Genomic DNA, 16,519 nt, shown 5'->3' on the forward strand with positions numbered 1-16,519 from the left:
GATGCTGTCACCGCGGTCCATTCCATCTGAACACGACGCCGTTCGCCGCGGGATGTCGAACGCATCGTCGTTATCCATGATGCTGGTATCAGCGACTCTTGCAGGTTTGATGACGACGTCAGTCCGTGCGCAAACCGCTGCGCCGATCCAGCAAGCGAATGCGCCGTCACCCGATATCATTCGTCAACGCGAGCAGGAGCTTGAAGCGGTCCGCGCGCAGCAGAAGAGCGCTGCGGAGCTGCAGGCGAAATTGAAAGCCGATATCGCGGCGATCGGACAGGATCGCGGCAAGCTCAGTCAGCAGCTCATCGATATTGCCGCCCGCGTCCGCAGCGTCGAAACCCGGATCGACGATGCCGAAGTACGATTGCGGCCGCTGGATGCGCGCGAGCAGAAGATCCGCGGCACGCTGGAATCGCGCCGCGGCGAAATCGTCGAAGTGTTGTCCGCCTTGCAGCGCGCCGGCCGCCGTGCGCCGCCGGCTTTGCTGGTGCGTCCCGAAGATGCGCTGAAGTCGCTGCGCACCGCGATGCTGCTCGGCTCCGTTGTGCCCGAGATGCGCGCGCGCGCCGAGCAACTGGTGGCTGACCTCAGCGAACTCGTGAATTTGCGCAAGGCGATCTCGACCGAGCGCGATCAGCTTGCCGGCGATCGCGACAAGCTCAAGGAAGAACAGACACGCCTCGCGTCCTTTACCGAGGAGCGCCAGAAGCAGCAGTCGGCTGCTGAAAAGGACATGGAAGCGGAAGCCGCGCGTGCGCTGACGTTGTCCCGTCAGGTCGACAGTCTGCAGGGCCTGATCGCGAAGATGGAGCAGGATTCCAAGGCGGCAGCGAAGGCAGCAGCCACAGCCAGTCTGCAGGGCACGCCGGCGGCGCTCAGCAACGGCAAGCCGAATATCGGCGCCTTCAAGGACCCCGGCAGACTCAGTCCGGCGATCGCCTTTGCATCGGCAAAGGGCATGCTCGCACTTCCGGTCAACGGGGTTAAAATTCGCAATTTCGGCGGTTCCGACGGTGTCGGTGGCGTCGAAAAGGGCATGTCACTAGCCGCACGGTCGGGTGCGCAGGTCACAACACCGTGTGACGGCTGGGTTGTTTATTCCGGTCCGTTCCGTAGCTATGGACAACTCTTGATCCTCAATGCCGGGGGCGGGTATCATGTCTTGATCGCCGGGATGGAGCGTATTTCGGTGAACATTGGTCAGTTCGTCCTTACCGGGGAACCGATCGCTGTCATGGGATCAACATCCCGGGTAGCATCCGTCCTTGCGGCCAATGCCAGCCAGCCTGTGCTTTATATCGAGTTCCGGAAAGACGGGACTCCCATTGATCCAGGCCCATGGTGGGCCGCTAACGAAGGCGAAAAGGTTCGCGGATGATGCGCAAGACTTCCATAATTCTGCTGAGTGCTGCCACTGGCGCCGCCTTGACGCTCTTCGTGACTCAGCCACGCGCCGTGTTCATGGGCACCAGTGCCCGCGCAGCGACCTCGGATACCTACCGCCAGCTCAACCTGTTCGGCGACGTGTTTGAGCGCGTCCGCAGCGACTATGTCGAGAAGCCCGACGACAGCAAGCTGGTCGAGTCGGCGATCTCCGGCATGCTCACCGGTCTCGATCCGCATTCCAGCTACATGGACGCCAAGAGCTTCCGCGACATGCAGGTGCAGACCCGCGGTGAGTTCGGTGGGCTCGGCATTGAAGTCACCATGGAAGACGGTCTGATAAAGGTGGTGTCGCCGATCGACGATACCCCGGCATCGAAGGCCGGCATCATGGCCAACGACATCATCACCAGTCTCGACGAAGAAGCCGTGCAGGGTCTCACCCTGAACCAGGCCGTCGAGAAGATGCGCGGTCCGGTCAATACGAAGATCAAGCTGAAGATCATCCGCAAGGGTCAGGACAATCCGCTCGACGTCACCCTCGTGCGCGACAACATCCGTGTTCGCTCGGTGCGTGCTCGCGTTGAAAGCGACGATATCGCTTACATCCGCATTACGACCTTCAACGAACAGACCACCGAAGGCCTGAAGCGCGAGATCGCGGCTCAGACCGCGGCAATCGGCGCGGACAAGGTCAAGGGCTACATCATCGACCTCCGCAACAATCCCGGCGGTCTGCTCGAAGAAGCCGTCACCGTTTCCGACGCGTTCCTCGAGCGTGGCGAGATCGTCTCGACCCGCGGTCGTAACGCTGAAGAAACCCAGCGCCGCACGGCGCATGCTGGCGATCTGACCAAGGGCAAGCCGGTGGTCGTGCTGATCAATGGCGGTTCGGCTTCGGCATCGGAAATCGTCGCCGGCGCTCTGCAGGATCACAAGCGTGCGACCACCATCGGTACGCGTTCGTTCGGCAAGGGCTCGGTGCAGACCATCATCCCGCTGGGCTCCGGCAACGGTGCGCTGCGTCTGACCACGGCGCGTTACTTCACGCCGTCGGGCAAGTCGATCCAGGCCAAGGGCATCGTCCCGGACATCGAAATCGTGCAGGACGTGCCGGATGAGCTGAAGTCCCGCGACATCAAGGGCGAGGCTTCGCTCCGTGGCCATCTGAAGAACGATGGCGACGAGAAGACCGGTTCGCAGTCCTATGTGCCGCCGGATGCCAAGAATGACAAGGCGCTGAAGGCCGCTGCCGATTTGCTCCACGGCATCAAGGTGACGTCGAACGCAATCATCACGCCGCCGCCGGGAGCCGCTGCTGCTGCGGACAAGCCAGCAGACGATAAGGCGGCCGCCAAGCCGAACTGATCTGCGAATACGCATCAATTCTGCGGAAAGGGCGGCCTTCGGGTCGCTCTTTTTGTTGCAATCCTTCCAGGTGATCCCGCGCCCTTCCGGGTGCCGTGGCCGCGACCGGGCGTGTTATTGTCCGGTCGGCTGATTCGGGAGATCCATGGCAGTGTCGGCGGACGATCTGAGCGCCCCGCTTGGACAAAAATCGACGCGTAAGCGGCGGTTCCGGCTGCCTTTTTCCGGAACGCAGGCGCTTGCCACGATCCTCGCCTTGCTGCTGCTCGGTTTTCTCGGTGTTGCCATCTTCAATAATAACCCGATGGGCGGCGAGCCGGTAGCGCGCGTAGCGATAAAGGCACCTGCCGCGACTGATGATCAGAAGGTCGCCGCCAAGCCGCCGGTCGAGGTCAAGCACGGTACGCCCGAGACGGCCAAGGCACCCGAGGTTCCCGGCCAGAAGACCATTACCATCATCGACGGCTCCAGCGGCGCCCGTAAGGATGTCGTGGTGTCGAGCGAGGGGTCGGACAACGCTGCGGCCGATGTGTCGCCGCCGGTCATGACGGGGATCGATCAGAAACTGCTGGAGAAATCCCGCCACGGCATGGTGCCCATCGCCATCGGCGCGCTGAAGCCGGTCACGGCCTATGCCGCGGGCTCCGAGGCCGAGCGCGCCAGGGCGATGAAGATGCCGAGCATTTCCATCGTTATTGGCGGCCTCGGCGTCGGTGCAGCCAAGACCACCGATGCCATCATGAAGCTGCCGCCGGCCGTGACGCTGGGCTTCACGCCCTATGGCTCGGATCCCGGCAAACTGGTCGAGCGCGCCCGTGCGCAGCGCCACGAGGTGCTGCTGCAGCTGCCGATGGAACCGTTCGACTATCCCGACAACGATCCCGGCCCGCAGACGCTGTTGTCCTCGGCTACGGCCGAGCAGAACCTCGATCGCATGATGTGGCATATGAGCCGCTTCCAGGGCTATGTCGGCGTCGCCAATTTCATGGGCGCGCGCTTCATCGCCACTGACACGGCGATGCAACCCATTGCGCGTGAGGCCAGCAAACGCGGGCTTGCATTGTTCGACGATGGCTCGACGCCGCGCAGCGTTGCCGCCGCAGCCGCCGAAGGGCAGGGCATGCCCTTCGCACGCTCCGATGTTGCCATCGACGCGGTGCCGACCTCCGCAGACATCGACAAGGCGCTAGCGCGGCTCGAGGGGCTGGCCAAGGAGCGGGGTGTGGCTGTCGGCGTCGCTTCGGCGCTGCCGATCTCGATCGAACGTATCAGCGCCTGGGCGAAAACCCTTGAAAGCCGCGGGGTCATGCTGGTGCCATTGACAACCGCGATGCTGAAATCAAAATCAAGCTAGCGTCTTTGGGCTAGGGTGAATTCGGCACGGCCGAATCGCTGCGATTCAGCAAGGTCGAATCGCTGCGTAAAGAGTGCTCGAACGGACGCGAGAGGCATTGACGGAATGGCGCGCTACGAAGACCTGCCCTATCGAACTTGCGTCGGAATGATGCTGATCAACCCGCAAGGGCTCGTCTTTATCGGCCGACGTGCCGGCGGTATCGAGCACGTCGATGACATGCATGTCTGGCAGATGCCGCAGGGCGGCGTCGATCCCGGTGAGGACACCTGGGAGGCAGCCAAGCGCGAGCTCTATGAAGAAACCAGTGTCCAATCGGTCGAGAAGCTCGGCGAAGTGCCGGACTGGTTGATCTACGACATTCCCCGCACGGTGGCCGGGCGGGCCTGGAAGGGTCGCTATCGCGGCCAGCGGCAGAAATGGTTCGCCGTACGCTTCACCGGCGATGACAAGGAAATCAACGTCACGCACCCCCCGGGTGGCCATAAGGCCGAGTTCATCAATTGGCGCTGGGAGCCGATGAAGAACCTTCCGGAGCTGATCGTGCCGTTCAAGCGCCCCGTCTATGAGCGGGTGGTGAAGGAATTTGCCGGTCTGGCGGACGGCTAGTACTGGAATGACGGACAACCGGCCCTACCGCCCCAATGTGGGCGTCGCACTGTTCAATGCCGACGGCAAAGTTCTGATCGGCCGCCGCTTCAAGGATGACGGGCCGGAGATCATTCTGCCGGGCCTGGAATGGCAGATGCCTCAGGGTGGTATCGATCCCGACGAAGATCCCCGCGTCGCCGTGATGCGCGAATTATGGGAAGAGACTGGCGTCAGTCATGCCGACTATCTCGGCGAGACCGGCTGGATGACCTATGACTTCATCCCGTTCGAGAACCCCAGCCATCGCTTTGCGCAGTTCCGCGGGCAACGGCAGAAGTGGTTTGCACTGAAATTCACCGGGGATGATGCCGAAGTCGATCCGCTCACGCCGCGCAACGGTCAACCGCCTGAATTCGACGCCTGGCGTTGGGAGCGGCTGGATCGCGTCGCGGATCTCGCGGTGCCGTTCCGGCGGGAGGTCTATCGCGCCGTGGCCGAGAGTTTTGCGAAATTTGTCTGAGGCGAAGCCCTGACGAAACGAAGCGCTACCCGGGCTATAGCGCTTAGTGCATCGCCGTCGAGGTGATGTGCTGCTGGATGACCTTGAAGTGGTCGAGGCGCTCGATAGCGCGGTCCAGAGCGGAGCCTTCCTTCTCGGCCAGCTTCTCTTCCATCTCGGCGATGTCCTTGGCGAAAGCTTCGCGGTCCAGCTCGGCGATTGAGGTTGCGACGTCAGCAAGAACCGTCAAGCCCTTGTCCGAGACTTCGGCAAGGCCACCGAGCACAATGATCTTCTCATGCTTGCCACCGGTGGTGACAGTCATGATGCCCGGGCGCAACGCGACTACCACAGGCGCGTGGCCGGCCATCACGCCGACATCGCCCTCGGCGCCGGGAATATCGACCTGCTCGACTTCACCCGTGAAAGCGAGCTTTTCCGGTGAGACGAGATCGAAGTGGAACGTGGCCATCGGTAGCTACTCTCTTGGCTGTCACCCGCGAACACGGTCCGCGGTCTATCAGTCAGAATCTGCAGTCGGAACAATTCAATTCGCTGCCGGGCAGAGCCCGACAGCGGCAATCTTCTTTGATCAAGCGGCTTCCGCAGCCAGCTTCTTGCCCTTCTCGACGGCTTCTTCGATCGCGCCGACCATGTAGAAGGCGGCTTCCGGCAGATGATCGTACTTGCCTTCGCAGATCGCGCGGAAACCCTTGATGGTGTCGGCGAGCTCGACGAACTTGCCCGGCGAACCCGTGAAGATTTCAGCGACGAAGAACGGCTGCGACAGGAAGCGCTCGATCTTGCGGGCGCGGGCCACGGCCAGCTTGTCCTCTTCCGACAGTTCGTCCATGCCGAGAATGGCGATGATGTCCTGCAGCGACTTGTACTTCTGCAGCACCTGCTGAACCATACGCGCGGTCTCGTAGTGCTCCTGGCCGACGATCAGCGGGGACAGCATGCGCGAGGTGGAGTCGAGCGGATCCACTGCGGGGTAGATGCCCTTTTCCGAAATCGCACGGTTGAGCACGGTCGTCGCGTCCAAATGGGCGAACGAGGTAGCAGGCGCCGGATCGGTCAAGTCGTCGGCCGGAACGTAGATGGCCTGCACCGAGGTGATCGAACCCTTATGCGTGGTGGTGATACGCTCCTGCAGCGCGCCCATGTCAGTCGCGAGCGTTGGCTGATAACCCACCGCCGAAGGAATACGGCCGAGCAGCGCCGACACTTCCGAACCTGCCTGGGTGAAGCGGAAGATGTTGTCGATAAAGAACAGCACGTCCTGGCCCTGATCGCGGAAGTGCTCGGCGACGGTCAGACCGGACAGAGCAACGCGCATGCGGGCGCCCGGAGGCTCGTTCATCTGGCCGAACACGAGAGCGCACTTCGACTTCACGGTCGGATCCGGATTGTGCGGATCGGCGTTCACCTTGGACTCGATGAACTCGTGATAGAGATCGTTACCTTCGCGGGTACGCTCGCCGACGCCGGCGAACACCGAGTTGCCGCCGTGCGCCTTCGCGACGTTGTTGATCAGTTCCTGAATGAGAACCGTCTTGCCGACGCCGGCGCCGCCGAACAGGCCGATCTTGCCGCCCTTGGCGTAAGGCGCGAGCAGATCGACGACCTTGATGCCGGTGACGAGAATTTCAGCCTCGGTGGACTGCTCGGTATACATCGGCGCTTCCTGATGGATAGCGCGGTTGCCTTCCGAAGCGATCGGACCGCCTTCATCGATCGGCTCCCCGATCACGTTCATGATACGGCCGAGGGTGCCGACGCCAACAGGAACCTGGATCGGCGAGCCAGTGTCGGTGACTTCCTGACCACGGACCAGACCTTCGGTGGTGTCCATCGCGATGGTGCGGACCGTCGATTCGCCGAGATGCTGGGCGACTTCGAGAACCAGGCGGTTGCCACCGTTCTTGGTTTCGATCGCGTTCAGAATTGCGGGCAGGTAGCCTTCGAACTGCACGTCGACGACGGCGCCGATGACCTGGGTGATACGTCCGGTCTGGTTGGCGGATGCGGCCATGAAAACTTCTCCATAAACTTCAAGGACTCGGAAGTCCGAAACTTGAACGGCGGCCCATGAGGCCGGAAGGTTGTTGTTAGATCGCCTCGGCGCCGGAGATGATTTCGATCAGCTCCTTCGTAATCATCGCCTGGCGGGTGCGGTTGTAGATCAATGTCTGCTTGCGGATCATGTCGCCGGCGTTGCGCGTAGCGTTGTCCATCGAGCTCATCTGCGCGCCGTAGAACGAAGCGTTGTTCTCGAGCAGAGCGCGGAAGATCTGCACCGCAAGATTGCGCGGCAGCAGGCCGTCGAGGATCTCATCCTCGGCGGGCTCGTAGTCGTAGCTCGGCGTTGGGCCGGCATCGGCTTTAGGCGCCTCGACCACCAGGGGAATGATCTGCTGGGCGGTCGGGATTTGCGCGATCACCGACTTGAAGCGGGAATAGAACAGCGTGCAGACGTCGAATTCGCCAGTGTTGAAGAGTTCGAGAACCTTCTTGGCGATGTCGTTGGCATTGACGAAGCCGAGCTGACGCACCGAACGCAATTCGAGATGACCGACGATCTGCTTGTCGAAATTACGGCGCAGTTGCTCGTAGCCCTTGCGACCAACGCAGAAGAATTTGACCGTCTTGCCCTGGTTCATCAGCGCCAGTGCGCGTTCGCGCGCCAGACGGACGATCGAGGAATTGAAAGCGCCGCACAGGCCACGCTCGCCGGTGCAGACCAGCAGCAGATGAACCTGATCCTTGCCGGTGCCGACGAGCAGCGCCGGACCGGAGCCTGCCGTTGTAGCGCCGGCAATGCTGGCGATCACGGTATCCATCTTCTCGGCGTAAGGTCGTGCAGCTTCGGCAGCGGTCTGCGCACGACGCAGCTTCGACGCTGCGACCATCTGCATCGCCTTGGTGATCTTCTGCGTCGCCTTGGTCGAGGCGATGCGGACGCGCATGTCTTTAAGTGAGGCCATTCTCAGTCCACCCCGGCGATCTGGCCGTTTGGCCGATCGCGAACCTCTCGTTCGAAACGCCCGACCTCGTGCCGGACATCAACGCGAATGGCCGGCGGGAGCCGGCCATTCATTGACAGTATTAAGCAGCGTAGGTCTTCGCGAAGCCTTCGACGACGGCCTTGAGCTGGGCGGCGACGTCATCCTTGAGATCGCGGCTGTCGCGGATCGCGTTGAGGATCTCAACGTTCTTGCCGCGCAGCAGCGACAGAAGACCGTCTTCGAAGCCCCGAACCTTGGCGATCGGCAGAGTGTCGAGATAGCCGTTGGTGCCGGCCCAGATCACGCAAACCTGCTCTTCCATCTTCAGCGGCGAGAACTGCGGCTGCTTCAGGAGTTCGGTCAGACGTGCGCCTCGGTTCAGCAGGCGCTGGGTCGAAGCGTCGAGGTCCGAGCCGAACTGCGCAAAGGCCGCCATTTCACGGTACTGCGCGAGCTCACCCTTGATCTTGCCGGCGACCTTCTTCATCGCCTTGGTCTGCGCGGCGGAGCCGACGCGCGACACGGACAGACCGACGTTCACGGCAGGACGGATGCCCTGGAAGAACAGATCAGTTTCAAGGAAGATCTGACCGTCAGTGATCGAAATCACGTTGGTCGGAATGTAGGCGGACACGTCGTTGGCCTGGGTTTCGATGACCGGCAGCGCCGTCAGCGAACCATTGCCCTGGGAATCATTGAGCTTCGCAGCGCGTTCGAGCAGACGCGAGTGAAGATAGAACACGTCGCCCGGATAGGCTTCGCGGCCCGGCGGACGGCGCAGCAGCAGCGACATCTGACGGTAAGCGACGGCCTGCTTCGAGAGATCGTCATAGATGATGACGGCGTGCATGCCGTTGTCGCGGAAGAATTCGCCGATCGTGCAGCCGGTGAACGGCGCGATGTACTGCATCGGAGCCGGATCGGAAGCGGTCGCAGCGACGACGACGGAGTATTCCATCGCACCCTGCTCTTCGAGCACCTTCACGAACTGAGCGACGGTCGAACGCTTCTGACCGACGGCGACGTACACGCAGTACAGCTTCTGGCTCTCGGGAGCGCCAGCAACGTTCAGCGACTTCTGATTCAGGATGGTGTCGAGCGCGATTGCGGTCTTGCCGGTCTGACGGTCACCGATGATCAGCTCGCGCTGGCCACGGCCGACCGGGATCAGAGCGTCGACCGACTTCAGGCCGGTTGCCATCGGCTCGTTGACCGACTTGCGCGGAATGATGCCCGGTGCCTTGACGTCGACGCGCATACGCTTGTCGGCCTGGATCGGACCCTTGCCATCGATCGGATTGCCGAGCGCGTCGACCACGCGGCCGAGGAGACCCTTGCCAACCGGCGCGTCCACGATCGAGCGGGTGCGCTTAACAGTCTGGCCTTCCTTAATTTCGCGGTCAGCGCCGAAAATAACGACGCCGACGTTGTCGGTTTCGAGGTTCAGCGCCATGCCGCGGGTGCCGTTCTCGAATTCGACCATTTCACCAGCCTGGACGTTGTCGAGGCCGTAGACGCGGGCAATGCCGTCGCCGACGGACAACACCTGTCCGACTTCAGAAACTTCAGCTTCCTGGCCGAAATTCTTGATCTGGTCTTTGAGGATCGCGGAAATTTCTGCGGCGCGGATGTCCATCAGCCTGCCTCTTTCATCGAGTGCTTGATCGAGTTGAGTTTGGTGCGAAGCGAGCTGTCCACCATGCGGCTGCCGAGCTTGACGACAAGCCCGCCGATGATGGACGGATCGACTTTCACGTTGAGCGCGACGTCCTTGCCCGTCACTGACTTCAGCGCGGTCTTGAGAGCGTCGAGATTCTTGTCACTGAGCGGCTCGGCGACGGTGACGTCAGCCGTGGCTTCGCCCTTAAACTTGGCTACCAGCGCATTGAAGCCGCGGGCCACGTCGCCAATGGCGAACAGGCGGCGGTTGGCGGTGAGAACCTTGAGAAAGTTGGCGGTGATGCCGGTAATTCCGGCTTTCTCCAGAACCGAAGCGAGGGCCTTGCCCTGAATCTCTGCAGAGAACACCGGACTGCGAACCAGTCGCGCCAGGTCGGCGCTGTCGGCCAGCATCGCTGCGAATTTGTCGAGATCGGCCTTCACCGCATCGACGGACTTTTCGTCACGCGCCAGCTCAAACAGAGCCGTTGCATAACGACCGGACATTCCCGAAACCGACGGATCTTGTGTTGCCACGAATTGCGCTCTTCAGGCTGTCAAACTCGCAAGGGAATAACTATCGCCTGAATGTGGCGCCTAGCGATCCAAGTCCTTGGAATTCAAGCGGGACTTCGATTTTGAGGTCACAACAAAATGTCGTGACCCGTTCAAATCGCGGCTTTGCTAACATAGCCCGCGCGCTGGTGCAACGCGACGAAAGCGTTTGATGATGCCTTGTCGCAGGCCCTCGCAAAGAATCATTTCAGGGAGATGTGACGCGCCAATCGGGTCGCTGACGGAGTGTTTCATCGTCCATCTCCGAGGCGGAATTTCTTATTCCGCATGACGGTACACGGTGCCGATTCTTTTGAATCACGCAACGTCGAGTACGGTGAGCCGGCAATTGAAATCGCGGCGGGCAGCGCGGCGTGCGCGTTTCATGTCACCGTTTCGGGCTTCTTAACATTTACTTACCGAATGCTATCCATGCACGGCGATCACTTAGCTATTCAGTATAGTTATGTAATGTGCAGTATACTTAATAGTTAAAAATTCATTAAAGCGGCTCATTAGGCATGTTCTGTTCCATCACAAGATATTTCATCTGGTCATGGAACGATTGCGTTGCCTATTTTACGCCTCATTACGTCGTCAAACGCTCAGCCAGTGAAATTGGGACGGGGGTCCACTTGCCACATTTGTGGCAATACTGTCTGAGGGACAACAACTTATGCTGCGTTACGGAAAATCGACGCTGGGTGCTATCGCCCGGCCGCGTACGGCAATCGCTGTCATGACTGCCGCTCTTGTTCTCGGGGGAACGGTTTCTGAGGCTTCGGCCAAATCCCGGCACCATCGCCATCACCACAAGCACCATCACGTCGCCAAGGCTTCGCCGTCGCTGTTCGATGCCAATGCGTCGATCGCGCCGACCACCGGCGGCCGTAGCTTCTCGGGTGTTGCGTCCTATTACGGCAATGAGTCCGGCAGCCGCACTGCGTCGGGTCAGCGCTTCAATCAGAATGCGATGACCGCCGCGCATCGTTCGCTGCCGTTCGGCACCAAGCTGCGCGTTACCCATGGCGGTCGCAGCGTTGTCGTCACCGTCAACGATCGCGGCCCGTTCATCCGTGGCCGGGTGCTCGACCTGTCCAAGGGCGCAGCGAGCGCGATCGGTCTGACCGGCCGTGGTGTCGGCCGAGTCGTTGCGGAAGTCATGTAAGCAAGACAAGCGCGTCGCGTCCCTGATCTTCCAAGTTCAGTAGCGTTGTGTGTGTATTGAGTAGAGTAAGCGTTGAGTAAAAGAGCCTGCTGTCATCAAAAGACAGCAGGCTTTTTTTTTGTTTTTGCGTTGTCAGTTCACACCGTCATTCCAGGTTCGCTCGCAACAGTGAGCCTTCCGGAATGACGAAGCTCAAAGAAAGCTTTGCGGATCGACATCCACTTCGAGCTTGAGATTGCCGGTCGTCTTTGGCCCATGCGCGAGCCAGTCGCGGAGATAGTGCGACAGGTCGACATTGCGCGCCGACTTCACCAGCAGTCGGAAGCGATAGCGACCTTTGATCACGGCGAGCGGTGCTTCGGCGGGGCCGAGCACCATGATGCGCTCGTCGATCGGTGCTACGGCGGCGAGCTTGCGCGCATAGCCCTCCGTGGTTGGCCGGTCCCCGCCTGAGATGATCAGGCTCGCCAGCCGTCCGAAGGGTGGATAGCCCGCGCGCTCGCGGGCCTCGATCTCGCTGGCGTAAAACGCTTCGCGGTCGTTTGCGATCAGCGCCTTCATCACCGGATGTTCCGGCTGATGGGTCTGCAGATAGCCGACGCCGCGGCCCTGTTCACGTCCGGCGCGGCCGATGACCTGATTGAGCATCTGATAGGTGCGTTCCGCGGCGCGCGGATCGCCATTGCCGAGGCCCAGATCGGCGTCGATGACGCCAACCAGATTGAGCCGCGGGAAGTTATGGCCCTTGGCCACGAGTTGCGTGCCGATGATGACATCGACACGGCCCTCTGCGATCTCGGCCAGCTCCGTGCGCATCGCATCGATCGACGTAATAAGATCGCTCGACAGCACCATGGTGCGCGCGTCCGGGAACAGGCTCGCCGCTTCCTCCTGCAAGCGCTCGACGCCCGGGCCAACGGCGACCAGCGATTCTTCGGCCTGGCAATGCGGGCATTGATGCGGGCGATGCATCGAGAAACCGCAGTGGTGGCACACCAACCGCTGCCGAAAGCGATGATCGACCAACCACGCATCGCAGATCGTGCAGGCAAACCGGTGTCCGCAGCCGCGGCATAACGTCAGCGGCGCATAGCCGCGGCGATTGAGGAACAGCAGCGCCTGTTCCTTGCGCTCGATGGCGATCTGGATCTTTTCGGCGAGGCGCGGCGCAATGAAGCGGCCGCGCATCGGCCCTTCGCGGCGCAGGTCGATGGCCTCGATATGCGGCATGTGCTGACCGCCGAAGCGTGAGGGCAACGCGATGCGCTGATAGCGTCCCTTGCGCGCGTTGACCTCGGACTCGACCGACGGTGTCGCCGAGGCCAGCACGATGGGAATTTTGGCGATCGACGCCCGCACCACTGCCATGTCGCGGGCGTGGTAATGCGCGCCTTCGTCCTGCTTGTAGGCTTGGTCATGTTCCTCATCGACGATGATCAGGCCGAGTTTCGCGTAAGGCAGAAACAGCGCCGAACGCGCACCGACGATGACATGGGCCTCGCCATTGGCGATCGACGCCCAGTTGCGCGCGCGGGTGCGCGGTGTCAGTTCGGAATGCCACTCCAGCGGCCGCACGCCGAAGCGTTTTGAGAAGCGCTCCAGGAATTGCCCCGTCAGCGCAATTTCGGGCATCAGGATCAGCACCTGTTCGCCGCGCCTGATCACCTCGGCAACCGCCTCGAAATAGACCTCGGTCTTGCCGGAGCCGGTGACGCCGTCGAGCAAAGCGGCGTGAAAATCCCCCTTGGCGGCGAAGGTCCGCATCGCCTCGGCCGCGACGGCCTGATCGTTTGAAAAGTCCGGTTCGGCGAAGGTGGGATCAGGCGCTGGCGGCGGTAGCGCGCGGGGCATGGCTTCAATAGCAAGCGTGCCCTCATCGACGAGGCCGTCGATTACGCCTGCGCTGACGCCGGCCTCCTTGGCTGCCTCAGACTTCGCGTGCAGCAGGCCGTCCGACAGGATCTCGATCAGCCGTGCGCGTGCCGAGGTCATGCGCTTGGGCACTTCGCCGACCAGGCGGACGCCCATGCGCACCCGCTCCGGGCCGAGGTGCTCGCCCATCCGCAGAGTCATCTTCATGACCATGCCGCGCGCGGACAAAGTGTAATTCGCCACCCAGTCGACCAGGCTGCGCAATTCCTGCTTCAGCGGGGGGACATTGAATTTCTCGCCAACCTCTTTCAGGCGATTGTGCAGGCGGGGGTCGGGATTGGCATTTTCTGCCCAGACCACGCCGATCACCTCGCGGGCGCCGAGCGGTACGCTGACGACATCGCCGGGCTGCAGGTCGAGGCCACGGGGCACGCGATAGGAATAAGCCTGGTTCAGCGCGACCGGCACCAGCACGTCAACGACGCCAGACGATGTTTTGGTGCGCGCAGCTTCGTCCATCGGCGGAATCAGACTCGAATTGGGGTATCCGCTAACCTAAGCTCGCGGTGCGGTCCGGACCAGTGTCCGCCGGATGGCCGGTCTTATGACCGATCGGCCGCCACGACAATGAAACGAGAACAAGAACCCGCAGGGAGAAACATCATGCGCCACAAGCTCGCCGGGACTCTAGCCTCACTTCTCGTGCTGTCAGTTACCGCCATCCCCGCACGGGCACAGGACCGGATGCCGCCGATCCCGGCCGACAAATACACCGAAGCGCAGAAGAAAGCTGCCGAGGAGTTCGCCGGCGGCCGGGGCTACGAGGTCCGTGGCCCCTTCGTGCCGCTGATTCGCAGCCCGGAAGTCATGCTGCGCGCCAAGGCGATGGGCGATCATCTCAGGTTCAAGAGCGCACTGGCGCCGCGGCTCAGCGAAATGATCATCCTGATCACCGCACGCGAATGGACCCAGCAATATGAGTGGGTTGCGCATCATGACATCGCGATCAAGGCCGGCTTGCGCAACGACATCGCCGATGCGATTGCCGATGGCCGGCGTCCTGTTGGCATGGCCGAGGACGAAGAGGCCGCCTACGACATGTCGATCGAGATCCAGCGCACCAAACGCGTGAGTGATCCGACCTGGAACAAGGCCGTCGCCAAATTCGGCGAGCAGGGTGTTATCGATCTGCTCGGGATCAATGGCTATTACACCTTCCTGGCCATGGCCATGAATGCAGCGCGAACAGGCCTCCCGGCCGGTGTCGCGGAGCCCCTGAAGCGGTTCCCGGATTGACGATGCCGGCGGTTCACCAAAGTGAAACGAGCAGGGTGTGATAATCTCCGCCCGTTCGCGCATGGCGAACCGCAAGGCATTCCGATGGCCAAGCTTTCCGACAAAAAACCAAACGCACCCGCACCTATCGATCTCATTTGCGCCGATGCTGATGTCTCGCTGCAAATGACGCACTGGCTGTCGCATTTGCGTGCCGAGCGACGGCTGTCGCCGAAGACGCTGGAGGCTTATGCGCGGGACGTCCGGCAGTTTCTGACATTTCTCGCCGAACACTGGGGCGCGCTCGTCTCGCTGCCACGTTTCGCCAAGCTGGAGACCAGCGATGTCCGTGCCTTCATGGCGGCGCGGCGCGGCGATGATATCGGCGGCCGCTCGCTGATGCGCGCGCTGGCCGGTCTACGGTCATTCGGTCGTTTTCTAGAGCGCGAAGGCAAGGGCAACGTCGGTGCGTTGTCCGCGGTTCGCGCGCCCAAAATCGGCAAGAGCCTGCCGAAGCCGTTGCAGATGGTCTCGGCCAAACGCCTGGCCGATGCGGATGAGCGCGCGGGCGAAAATCGCGATCCGTGGATCTGGGCGCGCGATGCCGCGGTGATGGCGCTGCTCTACGGGTCCGGCTTGCGTATCTCCGAAGCACTTGGCCTGAAGCGCCGCGACGTGCCGGCAGCCGGCGCGGGCGATGTGCTGATCGTCAACGGCAAGGGTAACAAGACCCGTATGGTGCCGGTGCTGCATAATGTGCTGGAGCTCATCGCCGACTACGCCGCGCAGTGTCCGCATCCGCTCCCTGCCGATGGCCCGATGTTCGTCGGCGCGCGCGGCGGGCCGCTTAGCCCTCGGATCATCCAGTTGACCATGGAGCGGATGCGCGGCGCGCTCGGCCTGCCCGACAGCGCCACGCCGCACGCGCTGCGCCATTCCTTTGCCACCCATCTGCTGACCCGCGGTGGTGACCTGCGCGCGATCCAGGAATTGCTCGGTCATGCCTCGCTGTCGACCACACAGATCTATACCGGCATCGACACCGAGCGGCTGTTCGAGGTCTACAAGACCGCACACCCGCGAGCGTAGGCCAGGCAAGCCCCAGCTGTAGTAGAAGTGTCATGAGCTGCCCCTTGCGAAGTCGCCGCGGTTCGGTCAAATCGACACATCGACCAACCGGAGGGGATTACGATGGGCGCGCACGAAAGTATGGAGCACGCGGAGCATGCCGAGCATGCATCCGGCTCGAACAAGAATATTGCACTACTGATTGCCGTGATCGCGCTGTTTCTGGCGTTCTCGGAAACCCTCGGCAAGGGTGCGCAAACCGAATCTATCAGCAAGAACGTCGAGGCATCCAACCTCTGGGCGTTCTTCCAGGCCAAAAGCATCCGCCGCACCGTCGTTCAGGCGACGTCAGATCAGGCCAGGCTCAGCCTCGGCCTGATGGGTGACGATGCCGCCAAGGCCGCACTGTCCAAGCAGATCGACGACTGGAAGAAGACCGCGGATCGTTATCGCTCCGAGCCGGAGACCGGCGAAGGCTCCGAACAGCTCGCTGCCCGTGCCAAGGAAGCCGAGCATGCGCGCGACCTCGCAATGGCGCGTTATCATCACTATGAAGTGGCCTCCGCCGCATTCCAGATCGGCATCGTGCTGGCATCGGCCACGATCATCACCGGCATGATCGCGCTGGCCTGGGTATCAGGTGCACTGGCGATTGCCGGCGTCGCCTTTACCGCGATCGGCCTGTTCGCGCCGCATGCGGTTCATCTCATGTAATG

Annotated in this window: 15 protein-coding genes; 9 read left to right on the forward strand and 6 right to left on the reverse strand. The window is 61.8% G+C overall.

Annotation, left to right across the window (positions count from 1 at the left end):
- The first annotated feature begins 76 nt into the window (after positions 1-76).
- The 5 genes from AB8A23_RS05625 (at position 77) to AB8A23_RS05645 (ending at position 5,219) form a co-directional block, all read left to right on the forward strand.
- The gene (locus AB8A23_RS05625) at positions 77-1,381 is read left to right on the forward strand and encodes a murein hydrolase activator EnvC family protein (RefSeq protein ID WP_439060187.1); all 1,305 of its coding nucleotides are present in this window, start codon (positions 77-79) and stop codon (positions 1,379-1,381) included.
- Positions 1,378-2,754, forward strand: coding sequence for a S41 family peptidase (locus AB8A23_RS05630; protein WP_120287632.1), 1,377 nt, complete (start codon positions 1,378-1,380; stop codon positions 2,752-2,754). Before AB8A23_RS05625 ends, AB8A23_RS05630 begins: the two co-directional genes overlap by 4 nt.
- Before the next feature lie 145 nt (positions 2,755-2,899).
- The gene (locus AB8A23_RS05635; RefSeq protein WP_439060186.1) at positions 2,900-4,108 is read left to right on the forward strand and encodes a divergent polysaccharide deacetylase family protein; all 1,209 of its coding nucleotides are present in this window, start codon (positions 2,900-2,902) and stop codon (positions 4,106-4,108) included.
- Between the two features lie 105 nt (positions 4,109-4,213).
- Positions 4,214-4,717 carry an RNA pyrophosphohydrolase gene (locus tag AB8A23_RS05640; protein ID WP_068730156.1) on the forward strand — a complete coding sequence of 168 codons (504 nt, stop codon included), beginning with the start codon at positions 4,214-4,216 and terminating at the stop codon, positions 4,715-4,717.
- Between the two features lie 7 nt (positions 4,718-4,724).
- Positions 4,725-5,219, forward strand: a complete 495-nt coding sequence (locus AB8A23_RS05645) for an RNA pyrophosphohydrolase (protein WP_439060185.1) — start codon at positions 4,725-4,727, stop codon at positions 5,217-5,219.
- A gap of 43 nt (positions 5,220-5,262) precedes the next feature.
- Here the strand turns inward: AB8A23_RS05645 and AB8A23_RS05650 are convergent, their stop codons facing one another.
- The 5 genes from AB8A23_RS05650 to AB8A23_RS05670 form a co-directional block, all read right to left on the reverse strand.
- Positions 5,263-5,670, reverse strand: coding sequence for a F0F1 ATP synthase subunit epsilon (locus AB8A23_RS05650; protein ID WP_120287630.1), 408 nt, complete (start codon positions 5,668-5,670; stop codon positions 5,263-5,265).
- A gap of 120 nt (positions 5,671-5,790) precedes the next feature.
- A complete protein-coding gene (gene atpD / locus AB8A23_RS05655; protein WP_439060183.1) occupies positions 5,791-7,233 on the reverse strand; it encodes a F0F1 ATP synthase subunit beta in 1,443 nt (480 codons plus the stop codon).
- Between the two features lie 76 nt (positions 7,234-7,309).
- Entirely contained in the window at positions 7,310-8,185 is an 876-nt protein-coding gene (locus AB8A23_RS05660; RefSeq protein ID WP_068730146.1) for a F0F1 ATP synthase subunit gamma, read from the reverse strand.
- A gap of 121 nt (positions 8,186-8,306) precedes the next feature.
- Entirely contained in the window at positions 8,307-9,842 is a 1,536-nt protein-coding gene (gene atpA / locus AB8A23_RS05665; RefSeq protein ID WP_068730144.1) for a F0F1 ATP synthase subunit alpha, read from the reverse strand.
- Positions 9,842-10,402, reverse strand: coding sequence for a F0F1 ATP synthase subunit delta (locus AB8A23_RS05670; protein ID WP_089263247.1), 561 nt, complete (start codon positions 10,400-10,402; stop codon positions 9,842-9,844). Before AB8A23_RS05670 ends, atpA begins: the two co-directional genes overlap by 1 nt.
- Before the next feature lie 694 nt (positions 10,403-11,096).
- Between AB8A23_RS05670 and AB8A23_RS05675 the strand changes: the two genes are divergently transcribed.
- The gene (locus AB8A23_RS05675; RefSeq protein WP_175369293.1) at positions 11,097-11,588 is read left to right on the forward strand and encodes a septal ring lytic transglycosylase RlpA family protein; all 492 of its coding nucleotides are present in this window, start codon (positions 11,097-11,099) and stop codon (positions 11,586-11,588) included.
- Positions 11,589-11,780: 192 nt separating this feature from the next.
- Here AB8A23_RS05675 and AB8A23_RS05680 read toward each other — a convergent pair whose 3' ends face one another.
- Positions 11,781-13,979, reverse strand: coding sequence for a primosomal protein N' (locus tag AB8A23_RS05680; protein WP_439060181.1), 2,199 nt, complete (start codon positions 13,977-13,979; stop codon positions 11,781-11,783).
- A 144-nt stretch (positions 13,980-14,123) separates the two neighbouring features.
- Between AB8A23_RS05680 and AB8A23_RS05685 the strand changes: the two genes are divergently transcribed.
- The 3 genes from AB8A23_RS05685 (at position 14,124) to AB8A23_RS05695 (ending at position 16,517) form a co-directional block, all read left to right on the forward strand.
- Positions 14,124-14,756 carry a carboxymuconolactone decarboxylase family protein gene (locus AB8A23_RS05685; RefSeq protein WP_439060180.1) on the forward strand — a complete coding sequence of 211 codons (633 nt, stop codon included), beginning with the start codon at positions 14,124-14,126 and terminating at the stop codon, positions 14,754-14,756.
- Positions 14,757-14,840: 84 nt separating this feature from the next.
- Positions 14,841-15,824: a tyrosine recombinase XerC gene (locus AB8A23_RS05690; RefSeq protein ID WP_439060178.1), complete on the forward strand. Its 984-nt coding sequence runs from the start codon at positions 14,841-14,843 to the stop codon at positions 15,822-15,824.
- Positions 15,825-15,926: 102 nt separating this feature from the next.
- Complete coding sequence (locus AB8A23_RS05695; RefSeq protein WP_068730131.1) at positions 15,927-16,517, forward strand: DUF4337 domain-containing protein; 591 nt, start codon at positions 15,927-15,929, stop codon at positions 16,515-16,517.
- The last annotated feature ends 2 nt before the right edge of the window (positions 16,518-16,519 follow it).

It is taken from the genome of Tardiphaga sp. 619_E2_N8_4, from assembly GCF_051810905.1.
GTDB lineage: Bacteria > Pseudomonadota > Alphaproteobacteria > Rhizobiales > Xanthobacteraceae > Tardiphaga > Tardiphaga robiniae.

What these genes read in the sequence shown, in the direction of transcription:
- AB8A23_RS05645 (WP_439060185.1), top strand. Translation starts at nt 4,725, where the DNA reads ATGACGGACAACCGGCCCTACCGCCCCAATGTGGGCGTCGCACTGTTC.
- AB8A23_RS05630 (WP_120287632.1), top strand. Translation starts at nt 1,378, where the DNA reads ATGATGCGCAAGACTTCCATAATTCTGCTGAGTGCTGCCACTGGCGCC.
- AB8A23_RS05680 (WP_439060181.1), bottom strand. Translation starts at nt 13,979, where the DNA reads ATGGACGAAGCTGCGCGCACCAAAACATCGTCTGGCGTCGTTGACGTG.
- AB8A23_RS05695 (WP_068730131.1), top strand. Translation starts at nt 15,927, where the DNA reads ATGGGCGCGCACGAAAGTATGGAGCACGCGGAGCATGCCGAGCATGCA.
- AB8A23_RS05660 (WP_068730146.1), bottom strand. Translation starts at nt 8,185, where the DNA reads ATGGCCTCACTTAAAGACATGCGCGTCCGCATCGCCTCGACCAAGGCG.
- AB8A23_RS05635 (WP_439060186.1), top strand. Translation starts at nt 2,900, where the DNA reads ATGGCAGTGTCGGCGGACGATCTGAGCGCCCCGCTTGGACAAAAATCG.
- AB8A23_RS05685 (WP_439060180.1), top strand. Translation starts at nt 14,124, where the DNA reads ATGCGCCACAAGCTCGCCGGGACTCTAGCCTCACTTCTCGTGCTGTCA.
- AB8A23_RS05690 (WP_439060178.1), top strand. Translation starts at nt 14,841, where the DNA reads ATGGCCAAGCTTTCCGACAAAAAACCAAACGCACCCGCACCTATCGAT.
- AB8A23_RS05625 (WP_439060187.1), top strand. Translation starts at nt 77, where the DNA reads ATGATGCTGGTATCAGCGACTCTTGCAGGTTTGATGACGACGTCAGTC.
- atpD (WP_439060183.1), bottom strand. Translation starts at nt 7,233, where the DNA reads ATGGCCGCATCCGCCAACCAGACCGGACGTATCACCCAGGTCATCGGC.
- AB8A23_RS05640 (WP_068730156.1), top strand. Translation starts at nt 4,214, where the DNA reads ATGGCGCGCTACGAAGACCTGCCCTATCGAACTTGCGTCGGAATGATG.
- AB8A23_RS05650 (WP_120287630.1), bottom strand. Translation starts at nt 5,670, where the DNA reads ATGGCCACGTTCCACTTCGATCTCGTCTCACCGGAAAAGCTCGCTTTC.
- atpA (WP_068730144.1), bottom strand. Translation starts at nt 9,842, where the DNA reads ATGGACATCCGCGCCGCAGAAATTTCCGCGATCCTCAAAGACCAGATC.
- AB8A23_RS05675 (WP_175369293.1), top strand. Translation starts at nt 11,097, where the DNA reads ATGCTGCGTTACGGAAAATCGACGCTGGGTGCTATCGCCCGGCCGCGT.